Here is a 12,666-nt window from a genome sequence, read left to right as displayed (position 1 = left end):
TATTAATAAAAACTTACATCTAAGAAAAGGGGACATGAAAAATGAAAAAGACAATTGGTTTAGTAGGCTTAACTCTTGCAGCTGCTAGTGTACTGGCTGCATGCGGCGGCGGAGGCAGCACTGCAAGCAAGGAAAAACCAAAAACATTGGTTATCTCAACCTTTGGCTTAGAAGAAGATAAAATGCAGGAAGATGTCTTCAAACCCTTTGAGAAAAAATACAATGTAGACATTGTGTTAGAAACAGGTACAAGCTCTGAGCGTTTAACAAAGCTTAAAAGCAATCCAAACTCAACGGTTGATGTAATCGAATTGTCCCAATCCAATGCGGCTGAAGGTGTAGCAGCAGGTTTATTTGAAAAAGTAGACAGCTCCAAGGTCCCAAATATGGACAACTTAATCGATAGTGCAAAAGAATTAGCTGCGGATGGTTCTGGCCCAGCCTACACGTTAAACAGCATCGGAATTGTCTATAATAAGAAGACAGCAGGGAAAGAAATCAAAGAATGGAATGATTTATGGGATTCCTCTTTGAAAGGGAAAATTTCCATTCCAGACATTGCGACCACCTTTGGTCCGGCCATGCTTTATTTAGGAAGTAATCACGTAAATACTGAGATTTCAAAGGATAATGGTAAGGCAGCGTTTAAAGGAATCACTGATATAGCACCAAACGTGGTAAAAACGTATAGCAAATCATCCGATTTAGCCAACATGTTCCAGTCAGGAGAAATCACAGCAGCGGTTGTCGGCGACTTTGCTGTTCCGATGATTACCGAATCCAATCCGGATGTCGCTTATGTTGTACCGCAATCTGGGACTTACGCCAACTTTAACACTATCAATATCAACAAAAATTCTAAAAATAAAGATTTAGCTTATAAGTATATCAACTGGAGATTAAGCCAGGAAGTTCAAGAAAAAACTGCCGTATCTCTAAATGAAGCACCAACCAATAAAAAGGTTGAGCTAAACGAAGAAACAGCAAAAAATAAAACATATGGTGATGTGGCAGCTCGTACAAAGAAAGTGGATTCACTATTAGTCAATAAGAACCTTGAATCTTGGATCAATCAGTGGAATAGAATTTTGAACAAATAGTTACAGTTAAGGAAAAGGGCTGAGGATCATCTTGGCCCTTTTCTCTTTAACGGTTTATCTAAAGGAGGGAATGGGAAATGAAAGCTGACTTAGTCATTATAAATGGACAGGTTTTTAACACGTTTACGAAAAAGTTTGAGCAGAAAAATGTGTACATTGTTGAAGATAAATTTTACTATGTAACAGCTGACGAGGTGGAGAATTTACAGGCCTGTGAAGTAGTCGATGCAAGAGGTCAATATTTGGTCCCGGGTTTAATGGATATTCATATGCATATTGAAAGCTCTATGACGTCCCCTGCCATTTTTTCAGAGGCTGTCCTAACCCATGGAGTGACAACAGTTGTAGCTGATGCTCATGAGATCGCCAATGTGTTTGGTATGGAAGGGTTGGAGGCGTTTTTTTTTCAGCCAAGTGTAATGGATATATTCTATGCGATTCCTTCCTCTGTTCCTTCGACGACCCCAGAGCTGGAAACGACAGGCGGTTATATTGGTGTTGAAGAAGTGAAGCAGCTCCTCAGGCATCCCAAAGTAATTGCTTTAGGGGAAGCGATGGACTTCAACGGCATTGTCAATCACCAGGATTCCTTGATCCGGCAGATTTTACTTGTTGTTCAAACCGAGAGGCCATCTATGCCTTTGGAAGGACATGTGCCGCGTGTTTCGGAATTGGAATTGGCCAAATTTTTATATGCGGGCATTACCGCTGACCACACCCATCAGTCGCCCCAATCGATTTATGAGAAAATCACCGGCGGGATGTTTTTAGAGTTTCAAAAGAAATCAATAACGCCGGAAAATATGCGTGTTATTGTGGAAAATCAATTCTATGAATATATGGCAATCATTACAGATGATGTGATGGCGGACGACTTGCTTGAAGGACATTTGGATGCAAACGTACGTTTAGCCATTTCATGCGGCATGCCGGCGGAACAGGCGCTATACTGTGCTACCTATACCCCTGCAAGACGGATGGGATTCCAGGACCGCGGCGCCATTGTCCCGGGATTTAAAGCTGATTTTCTATTAATAGATAATGTAGAACGCCTGGATATAGCGGCAGTTTATAAGGATGGAAAATTGGTACACGAGCGGGGAAATGCGATAAAGTATCCGGCTGTGAAACCTGCTTTTCCTGATCACTTCTATCAATCGATACAATGCCGGGCACTAACTTCAGAGGATTTGCGAATCAAAGTGAATTCGGCTGAAAATGCTGTCGTCAACGTGATGCAAATTTCCGAAGTGGGTACCTTTACTGAACATGTACAGCGGGAGATGGCCGTTACAGATGGTTATTTAGATTGGGAGAATAGCGGGCTGGCCTTAATTGTAGTGATGGAACGATATGGGAAAACAGGGGACATCGCCTATGGGTTTGTTGAGAATGCATTATCTGAAAAAGGAGCTGTAGCCACTACTTGGGCACATGATCATCATAATTTGATGGTAATGGGGACGAGTGCGGCAGATATACTTGCAGCACAGAAACAATTATTGGACATGCAAGGCGGATACGTCGTGACACAAGCGGGACAGGTGCAAGCCGTATGTCCATTGCCAGTCGGCGGGATTATCAGCGATGCACCGATTCAAGAACTAGGCAAGCAATTAAAAGAAGTACGCCAAGCGATGATTAAGTTAGGCTATCGCAACAGTAATGAGATTATGTCTTTTTCAACTTTATCTTTGCCGGTTTCACCTGCAATCAAAATTACCGACAAAGGGATGATGAATGTACGTTCGCAAATGATGATCCCATTGGTGGAGGGTGAGGAAGTTTGAATTTACTCATTAAAAACGCCTGGATATTGACGATGAATGAAAAAATGGAGCAGTTTCAAGCCGGCTATTTAATAGTAGACGATGGTAAAATTGTAGAAGCCGGTCCAATGGATTTGCTCCCAAAGAAGATGACCTTTAACCAATGCATTGATGCCAGAGGGGCGATTTTGCTGCCGGGTATGGTCAATACGCATACTCACATCGGGATGATCCCGTTTCGTTCTTTAGGTGATGACTATCCTGACCGGCTCCGCCGCTTCTTATTTCCATTAGAAAACGAATGTATGAATGAACAGCTTGCCTATACCAGCGGAAAATATGCCATTGCTGAAATGCAGCTTGCCGGTGTGACAACCTTCTTTGATATGTATTATTTTGAGCAGCAATTGGCAGAAGCCGCAGAAGAAATGCATAGCCGCGGCCTTTTGGCTGAAACAGTCATTGACTCCGTAACGGTCGATGTGCCGGAGCCAATGGGCGGATTGAAATACGCCGAAGGGTTTCTGCCAAGATGGCATGGAAATAGCAGGATTCGGGCAACGGTAGCACCGCATGCACCTTACACGAACACCATCGAAGTGCTCCAGCAAGCGGACACTTTGTCCCAAAGGTACGATGTGCCGTGGATGATGCATGTTAGTGAAATGGATTTTGAAATGGAGAAGTATCGTAAAGAACGCAATCAAACGCCGATTGAATTCTTAGAAGAGATTGGTGTGCTAAGCTCAAGGCTGGTAGCTGCCCACTGTATTCATTTGTCTGATCATGATATTGAATTGCTGAAGAGGTATGATGTAAAGGTTGCTCATTGTATCGGCGCCAATACGAAATCCGCTAAAGGAGTGGCCCGTGTCCAGGATTTATTGTCTGCGGGTGTGACAGTTGGGCTGGGAACAGATGGCCCAAGCAGTGGGAATACGCTCGATTTATTCAGCCAAATGCGCTTGTTTGCAAATTTCCATAAAACTTCTTTACATGATCGCAGTGCCTTCCCAGCTGAAGAGATTGTGAAGTTAGCGACCATCGGGGGAGCGAGGGTTTTAGGTATGGAGGACAAAATTGGCTCGATTGAGGCGGGAAAACAAGCTGACTTCATTCTAGTGGAAGTCGATTCAGTCAATATGTTTCCTATTTTTGATCCGTACAGTGCTTTGGTGTACTCTGCAAATTCCGGAAATGTAAGAGATGTATTCATTGATGGAAAGCAAGTTGTGGCAGAAAAACAATTAGTAAATTTTGATGCAACGAAATTAAGAGCAGAGCTTACAACCGCCATGGAAGAATGCGGATTTAAAAAAAGGGCTCTAAAAGCAATGGAGGGAAAATAGCCTGTTTGCAGGTAACGCTAATGAAGAAGTGGTAACCGCAGAACAAAAGGCCGAGCGTTTTTAAAGTTTAAATAAAGGTTTATGAAAAGGATAGACTGAGCATTTTTAAGCTGCCGGCTATCTTTTTACGTTAAACCTTGAAGCGCCAATTTTCCCATTAACTGCACTAGTTAGTTGCAAAAGTTGAGATATGGCAGTGAAACGGATTAGCTTTTGGTGAAATGTGGTATCCTGTTGTTAGGAAATAAAGAGAATAAAGGAGAGATGGAAATGTCCTATATCGTTGATTTTAAAAATGTTTCTACGGTTGGCTTAGAGTCTTCACCGGCAGCAGAAGCGCTTGCTGGTTTACGTGCTCATGAAGCTCGTTACTTTATGAACAAATACAAGCATGAATTTACGGTTGTACCAGCTGGCGAAAGTGGGAAAACCCTTGATTATGTGAACCGAATTTTGAAAGAAGAACGTGATATTGAGTTTGCGGCTAAACCTCTAGAGACGTCGCGTTTTCAAGTGGAAAATATCGATTGGACGTACGTCTTTTATGAGGACGGTCTTTCGGTCAACGTCCTGTATACAGTTGATAATCCTAAGAAGCGGGCCGTTGGTTTTAAGCTTTCTGAGGGGATGGAAGTACCAAAGGAGTTAGAAGGAAAGTTTAAGTTTGCAAGGCAGAAGTCTAAACTAGCTGGAACAATTCGTGGCTCATTTTTTGTAATTAAAGGTGAATATTAAAATATCTAAGCTGGGAAGTTCTAGTATTATCTACAGATATTGCTAACAACGTGTTCTCCTTATATCATTAGTTATATAGAGAATGTTAAAGGGGGGAATACGTTTATGATCCCAGCAAAAATAGATCCCTTATCTATCACTACAATAAGGGAAAAAAGCCCGGAATCCATCGTTGATTGGTTCGACCAACATAAACAATCGTTCTATACTCTGGGCTGGTCTTATCTTAGGACTCAGCAGCAAATGGAAGAACTTTTTTACCGGTCCATTATCAAAGTGCACAAGGAATTACCTCGTTTTAAAAGTGAAACAACTTACGAAACGGGGGTTACATCCATTTTTATACATACCTGCCGAGAACTTTCTAAAGATAGAAGTTTACAAGACTCAGAGGAAAGTGAACCACGTCAGGAATTATTTAAAGCGTTTGATCAGTTGAAAGAGGATGAGAAAGAAGCGGTGGTCCTTACATATGTAAAAGGAATCTCCCGGGAAAATGCGGCACATCTTCTCCAAGTCTCAGTGGATAAGATGAAAGAGCTTTTGTTTTCTGGTATCCAGTCACTTAGAAAAGAATTGGGGTACGGATCTGTCTTTAATGGCTGTAAGGAGTATCATAAAAATTACATCGATTACTTGGAAAGAACGCTGGAGCGATCGAAAAAGATTGATTTCGAGGTACATATTTATCATTGCCAAGACTGTCAGGAGGATTTGGGTACCTTTCAGGATGTCATGTTAACCATGGTAAATCTTACTGAAAGGATGAAGGATTTCCGTGTGCCATCTGAATTCATGGAGAACGTCAAAGCTAGGCTGGCAGAAAGGGAAAAGCAAAGACAACAGAAGAATAAGAAACGTAAAAGAATGGGCATTGTTTTTGCAAGTGTTTTAGCATTATTAATGGGTATAGAAGTTTTTACAGGGTCTTTTACCAACCTATACTATACATTAACAGAAGAAGATCAAGAGTTGCGTGCCGTACTGCAACAGGGCCTAGGTGAAAGGCTGAACCTGGAAGCGGAGAGCGCGGGGGTGAAAATTAAGATCAAGAGCGCGATTGCTGATGATGTTCAAACGCTTATCCTTTATGAAATAGAAGATACAGAAGAAAACAATCAATATGTGATGGATTATAATGAAGGTTTTTTTGTAGAGAACGAACATGACATCATGAGCCGTGAAACATATCCAAGGTATTATCCTCCTGACCTTAAATCGGCGGAAAATAATAAAGAAAAGAACGTGTATCGTGGGAAGATTAGTCTGCTGCCACTAACATCGGATAACGGGACAATCAAACTCAAGATCACTAAGCTTCAGAAATTGATTCGTGATTCCTCTGGTCAGAATAGTTTTAGGCCTTACGGGAACATGGAGAATAAAACTGGGGAGTGGAACTTCGAGATTCCTGTTACAAAACAGCCATCTACCGAATATGCGCTGAATGAAGAAACAGACATCGAGGGGATCCCAATTCGATTTGATAAACTAACGATTGCTCCAACAGCTACCATTCTGCAATATGCTATTAATAATGAACAGCCAGAAAAACGGATAGATCTTCTTAATTTTGACAATCTAGAAGTGAACGATAAAAAAATGAAAGCTGATATGTATGGCAGCAATTATTTGGATTTACACCAAGATATGAATTGGACTACTTTTCAAACATATTTTAACCCGCTTTTTGGAGAAAAACCTAAAGAGATCAACGTTCAATTCAAATCTGTTCTTTTAACGTTTGAAGACCACAAAACCATTGAATTACTGGATGCTGCTAAGGAATATCCTCAAACCTTTGAGTATGCAGGCAGTACAATCTCCATCGACCAGGTAGAAGTTGGAGAGCCTACCAATGTTGTGATAAGCAATCATGAAATTAAGAATCGGGCATATGAGTCGCTTAACTTCAATATTGTGGGTAAGGATGAAAATGAAATTAGTTCAATGGAGATGGATTCAGAAGGAGTGCTCGTTGATAAAAATGGGAAAGAATACGGTATGAATGAAATCCCTGTCGCATATGAAGAAATCGAACAGCCCCGTAATTCTTTTACAGTTCAAAGAATGAGGTTACACGGTAACAACCCTGGGGACAAAGTGATCCCTAAAAGGCTGGAGATTTATGGGTATAGCACTACGAGATATTTAGATGATGTTGTGAGGGTTTCGTTGGAATAACGTTTTGTATATTTTTCCAAAATAAGTCACTCTCATGTACAAATCATCAGGGATATGCTATGTTTTCATTAGTCGGAAAATTTAAACTAATAGTTTAATAGGAGGGAAATAATGGAACATATTTTAGTAGAAAAACAGAATGGGGTTCGCACCTTAACACTAAACAGGCCAGAGCGTCTCAATGCTGTCAATGATAAACTTAGTGCTGAGATTATTCAGGCTATTGCAGAGGCATCTGCTGACGATGAAGTTCGAGTCATTGTGATAACTGGGAGTGGACGTGGTTTTTGTGCGGGTCTTGACCTGTCTGACTATGCCAAGAGAGATAGATCCACTTTTTCCCGCCATGAAAAATTAGATGACTTGGGTTGGGTTGGTCATCAGGCGTTAGGAATCGTTCATTGTGATAAACCTGTCATCGCCGCGATTAACGGAATTGCAGCTGGTGCAGGACTCGCTCTGGCTCTTGCCTGTGACCTGCGTTTTATGTCTGCTAGTGCAAGGGTAACTGCTGGATATATTCGCCGTGGTCTTAATCCGGATGCGGGAATGACCTACTTTTTACCACGTTTGGTAGGACAGGGGAAAGCAGCGGAATTGATATTTACGGGTCGCGATATCTATCCTGAAGAAGCCGAACGGATTGGTTTGGTGAACGGAATATTCCCAGACGAAGAATTTCATGATAGGGTTATGAATTTTGCCAAGGAGTTAGCGGAAGGACCGCCTGTTGCGCTGACCCTTTCCAAAAGATTGCTTGCAGCAAGCCCTGACTCGGATCTTACAACAATTCTAAAACAAGAGTTAGCTTCAATTAAAGTTTGTTTTGGAACAAAAGACGTCCAAGAAGGGGTAAAAGCTTTTGCCGAGAAACGGAAACCTGTTTTCCGGGGAGAGTAGTAACAAGTAAATTAAAAGAATGAATAAGTTTCGGGGGCCATCCCCCGTCTTTTTTTTGCCAATTTTTCTACAACGGTTTTCCATGATAAAGTATGGTAATATGGAATCATGTACTTAAGTTGTAGATAGTAATAACCATTTTTTTTTGGAGGGTTGTAAAGATGAGTCAAAATGGAATACCTTCCGCACTGAAAGGCAAAAGTGCTGCTATTTCAAATAATCGTTCCGGCCTTATGGCTGATATAAAAGCTCTTTTTAAGGGACCTGTCTTAATAGCCAATGTACTGCCCGTCTTTACTGGGTTTTGGCTGGCACTTTATTTTACCAGCGCCTCTTTTTCTGATTACTTGAATGTATTTTTGCTGACCATTATCGGCAGTACGCTGGTCATGGGCGGAGCACTTGTCATCAATAACTGGTATGATGTCGACATCGATACTGTCATGGATAGAACGAAGCATCGGCCGACCGTAACAGGGCATATTCCTCTGAACGTCGTGTTAATAATAGGAATTGTCCTCACAGTACTAGGCTTCATTCTTTTGTCTTTTACAAGATGGGAAGCAGTGATTTATGCTTTCGTAGGCTGGTTTACTTATGTCATCTTATATACGATGTGGTCCAAACGGAGGTATACACTTAACACCGTGATCGGCGCCGTTTCTGGTGCTGTTACCCCGCTAATCGGCTGGACGGCAATTGAGCCTGGGACCCATATTGTTCCGATTATGTTATTTCTGATTATCTTTGTTTTCCAAATGCCTCATACCTTTGCGATTGCGATGAAGAAGTGCGAGGAATACCGTGCAGCAAAGGTAGCGATGCTTCCTGTGGTACATGGGTTTGAAATGACGAAGCGGCAGATGGTGGTCTATATTGCCTGCCTATTGCCATTGCCGTTTTATTTAGGCTCGCTCGGGCTCACCTTTGTTGTCATTGCGACAGTGATGAACCTTGGCTGGCTAATTGTGAGTATCAGCGGATTTTTTACAAAAGATGACCTGAAATGGGCCCAGATTAATTTTCTGTACTCCGTAAACTATATCACCATCCTGTTTCTTTTGATGATTGTGGTTACATTGCCAATATTTAAATAGGTTATTTAGCAGCTGTCCTTATGAAAAATAAGGACGGTTTTTTTGTTTTTTTAAGATGATTTTACTTTATTTCACAAATTTGTCATTTTTGAATTCTCCCCCCTTTTTTCACTCTTTTTTTCTATTCCACTATAGAAATATTTCAATTAACAAGTTAAAAACAGTGAAAATACAGCTATTTTCCATACTCTTTTTCATAAACTTTCGGATTTTAGAAAAAAAGTACAATAATTTTCCCTTTTTTCTTCCGATTAAAATCACTTATGAAATGTGATGCAGTTCACTTCGCTGAGAATCGTTCCTAACTATGATAGAAGTAAGAAAACAGAATAAATCAAAAGGGGGATTCACAAATGGCATCTGCAAAAGCAAATCGCAATAATAAGCCAGGCAAGCAGCATGAAGAACCATTAAAAGGTACATGGATTTCCGTAGGTGTGGTTGGCGTCGTTATTCTCGTTACTTATTTAACTTTATATGGACTTTATATGACTAGAGTATAGGGGGGAAAGAAATGAAGATGCATCTTGATGAAAAAATATGGCTGGCATTAAGCTTCGGTATAATGATGATTTTCATGTTAATCACGGGCTATCAGGCTGTTGCTGAAGGAATGGCACCGCCAAGTAATATCCAAACTATCGATTCGCAAAAAGTAGATCAAACAGCGCCTTTTGATAAGCCTGGAATTAAACAGATTGGCGATCATGAATACGAAGTAGTCATGACATTGCAAGTATTTAGCTTTAATCCTGGAAATATTGAAGTTCCAGCTGGATCAACAGTGCATTTTATCTTAACATCAAAAGACGTTGTCCACGGCTTTGAAATTGCCGAAACAAACGCTAATGCAATGGTAACACCAGGTTATATCTCAAGAGTTACCCAAAAGTTTGATAAACCGGGAAGTTATTTAGTGCTATGTAACGAATATTGCGGTGCCGGTCACCAAATGATGAGTACTACAATTACGGTTAAGTAAAGGGGGGAAAGGCTATGGAAACAGCAATAAATCAAACGTTTAAAACAAAAGCAACTAAATTGCTAGGTGTTAATAAAGAAGACGCAAAAATTTCGAAAACATATTTATTTGTATCATTTGTCATCTTGTTAGTTGGTGGATTTTTAGGGTTAGCACAGGGTTTAAACCGTGCCGGTCTTCTTGAACTGCCATCGTGGTTAAACTATTATCAGGTTCTTACGATGCACGGTGTGTTCATGCTTCTTGCCTTCACTACTTTCTTTACATTTGGTTATCTGTATGCAGGTCTTTCACATGAACTGGGAGGGCTTCTTCCAAAGGTTAGAAAGTTTGTCTGGACTGCGTTTGCATCCAAGATTATTGGCGCTGTATTGGTTGTTATTCCAATCCTCATGAATGAAGCATCAGTAATGTACACATTCTATCCGCCTTTAAAAGCACACCCAATGTTTTATATCGGTTTAGTATTCTTCGCAGTGGGTATGTGGTTGTGCAACGTTGGCGCATTTATCCAAGTAGCCAATTGGCGGAAAAATAATAAAGGAAAGCATGTTCCAATCTTCTCTTACTTTGCAACCGGTATCAACGTTCTAATGTTTTTTGCACTTATTCCTGTAGCAATTGAAGTTTTATATCTAATTCCTTGGTCTTTAGGCTGGGTTAAGACGGTTAATGTTATGGTTTCTCGTACATTATTCTGGGCCTTTGGACATACGCTCGTAAATATCTGGTATTTAACAGCTACTTCTGCATGGTATGTCATTGCACCGAAATTAATCGGCGGCAGACGCTGGAGTGACACATTAACCCGTGTCGTTATTATCGCTTTGGTAATCATGAACATTACCGGTGGATTCCATCACCAAATCATTGATCCAGGTATTTCTTTACCAGTTAAAATGATGCACGTATTTATGAGTTTAGCAATTGGTTTCCCATCATTAATGACCGCTTGGGCCATGTTTGCAGTATTTGAAAAGACTGCAAGAAAGCAAGGCGGAAAGGGACTGATCGGCTGGTATAAAAAAATGCCATGGGGCGATGTTCGTTTCCTAGCGCTATTTATCAGTATGGCTTCGTTTGCTCCAGCGGGTGCCGGTGGTATTGCGCAAACAACCAACCAATTGGACACAGTTGTTCATAACACGATGTGGATTGTCGGTCACTTCCACTTAACGCTTGGTGTAACTGTCGCATTGGCATTCTTTGGGATTAGTTATTGGTTAGTTCCATATATTTCAGGACGTGTTCTAACACCACAAATCAATAAATTAGGCGTCATCCAAACTTGGATCTGGACAATCGGCATGATCTTTATGTCAGGTGCCATGCACACAGTCGGATTATTTGGCTCACCACGAAGAACTTCATTTACAACATATGGCGATCATGCAACAGCATTAGGCTGGAACCCATATATGATGGCAATGGCTGTCGGCGGTACTTTGTTAATCATCGGTGTTATTCTTCAAGTGTATGCGGTAATTAATATGATGTTCTTTGCACCAAGAGGGGAAACAGAATTCCCAATTGCGGAAGCAGAAGAAAATGCTTCTCCAACTCCTTATTGGACAGAGCGCTGGGGACTATGGATTGTGGTTATGCTATTAGTCGTCGCAATGGCATATGTCGTTCCACTAACAGAATTTATTGTCAATGCACCTCCAGGATCACCAGGGTTCAAGACTTGGTAATTAGAAAAGCGGAAGCGCCTTGCACAGGGGCGCAAGGCATAAGACGAGTTGGCGAGAAGGCTGCTCTTTAGCCTTCTTGACGGATTGGCTGTAGACCTTCGAGCCCCTAGGCGCTGAAGCTGGACAGTTTTGATAACAAAAGAGATAGCTCGTTTGCTGGGCTATCTCTTTCTGCTAAAAGAGAGAGAACTTTTTTAAAAATAGGTTTGGGAAGTGGTCGTTATGATCAAAAATCGGCATCAGGTAATTTCACTATTAGTCGTATTTGTGTTTGGATTTGTTTTATTTTATACAGGCACAGACGGTTTTCGAGCCTTTACGGCGGAAACAGCCAGGGTCAACAGGCTGCTGGACGAGAAGCCGAAATTTCCTAAAATAACATTGGAGGACAGCAAGCAACGGGAATATTCCATCTCTGAATTCAAAGGGAAGTACGTATTTATTACCTTTCTTTATACGTCTTGTACATCTGTCTGCCCGCAGTTGGAAATGAACATGTCAAAGGTTTACGAACAGATCCCGAAAAAATATTTGGGAAAGGATATCGTATTTTTGAGCATCAGCTTTGACCCATCCAGAGACACTCCACAGACGCTGGAAAAATACCGCACTTATTTTAAAAGTGATGGGGAAACCTGGCGGATGGCAAGGGTTCCGGACAAGAATGAATTGGATGCTTTGCTAAAAGAATTTGGAGTGACTGTCATTCCTGACGGATACGGGAATTTCACTCATAATTCAGCATTTTATTTAGTAGACCCGAAAGGCAGTCTTCAAGATGTGATGGACTATAAAAAAATAGATGAGGCAGCCGATAAGGTTGTCAAGATTCTAAATCAGGAAGCGGGGGAATAAT

Annotated in this window: 11 protein-coding genes; all 11 read left to right on the top strand. The window is 41.1% G+C overall.

Annotation, left to right across the window (positions count from 1 at the left end; genetic code table 11):
• Positions 1-41 precede the first annotated feature (41 nt).
• The 11 genes from KHA99_RS28315 (at position 42) to KHA99_RS28265 (ending at position 12,665) form a co-directional block, all read left to right on the top strand.
• Positions 42-1,100 carry an ABC transporter substrate-binding protein gene (locus tag KHA99_RS28315; RefSeq protein WP_213120858.1) on the top strand — a complete coding sequence of 353 codons (1,059 nt, stop codon included), beginning with the start codon at positions 42-44 and terminating at the stop codon, positions 1,098-1,100.
• A gap of 77 nt (positions 1,101-1,177) precedes the next feature.
• Entirely contained in the window at positions 1,178-2,890 is a 1,713-nt protein-coding gene (locus KHA99_RS28310; protein WP_213120857.1) for an adenine deaminase C-terminal domain-containing protein, read from the top strand.
• Positions 2,887-4,218, top strand: coding sequence for an amidohydrolase (locus KHA99_RS28305; protein ID WP_213120856.1), 1,332 nt, complete (start codon positions 2,887-2,889; stop codon positions 4,216-4,218). Before KHA99_RS28310 ends, KHA99_RS28305 begins: the two co-directional genes overlap by 4 nt.
• Positions 4,219-4,488: 270 nt before the next feature.
• On the top strand, positions 4,489-4,953 hold the full coding sequence (locus KHA99_RS28300; protein WP_504740127.1) for a DUF8821 family protein: 465 nt from the start codon (positions 4,489-4,491) through the stop codon (positions 4,951-4,953).
• Positions 4,954-5,058: 105 nt separating this feature from the next.
• A complete protein-coding gene (locus KHA99_RS28295) occupies positions 5,059-7,137 on the top strand; it encodes a DUF4179 domain-containing protein (protein WP_213120854.1) in 2,079 nt (692 codons plus the stop codon).
• 111 nt (positions 7,138-7,248) lie between these two features.
• Entirely contained in the window at positions 7,249-8,037 is a 789-nt protein-coding gene (locus KHA99_RS28290) for an enoyl-CoA hydratase/isomerase family protein (RefSeq protein ID WP_213120853.1), read from the top strand.
• A gap of 161 nt (positions 8,038-8,198) precedes the next feature.
• Entirely contained in the window at positions 8,199-9,134 is a 936-nt protein-coding gene (gene cyoE / locus KHA99_RS28285) for a heme o synthase (protein WP_213120852.1), read from the top strand.
• 353 nt (positions 9,135-9,487) lie between these two features.
• Entirely contained in the window at positions 9,488-9,637 is a 150-nt protein-coding gene (locus KHA99_RS28280) for a hypothetical protein (RefSeq protein WP_213120851.1), read from the top strand.
• An 11-nt stretch (positions 9,638-9,648) separates the two neighbouring features.
• Positions 9,649-10,116 carry a cytochrome c oxidase subunit II gene (locus KHA99_RS28275; RefSeq protein ID WP_213120850.1) on the top strand — a complete coding sequence of 156 codons (468 nt, stop codon included), beginning with the start codon at positions 9,649-9,651 and terminating at the stop codon, positions 10,114-10,116.
• Between the two features lie 14 nt (positions 10,117-10,130).
• Positions 10,131-11,810, top strand: coding sequence for a cbb3-type cytochrome c oxidase subunit I (locus KHA99_RS28270; protein ID WP_213120849.1), 1,680 nt, complete (start codon positions 10,131-10,133; stop codon positions 11,808-11,810).
• A gap of 222 nt (positions 11,811-12,032) precedes the next feature.
• Complete coding sequence (locus tag KHA99_RS28265; RefSeq protein ID WP_213120848.1) at positions 12,033-12,665, top strand: SCO family protein; 633 nt, start codon at positions 12,033-12,035, stop codon at positions 12,663-12,665.
• Position 12,666: the final 1 nt, after the last annotated feature.

Origin of the sequence: Neobacillus rhizophilus (genome assembly GCF_018343535.1) — a bacterium.
Lineage (GTDB): Bacteria > Bacillota > Bacilli > Bacillales > Cytobacillaceae > Neobacillus > Neobacillus rhizophilus.
This window is presented reverse-complemented; position numbering and strand designations above follow the sequence as displayed.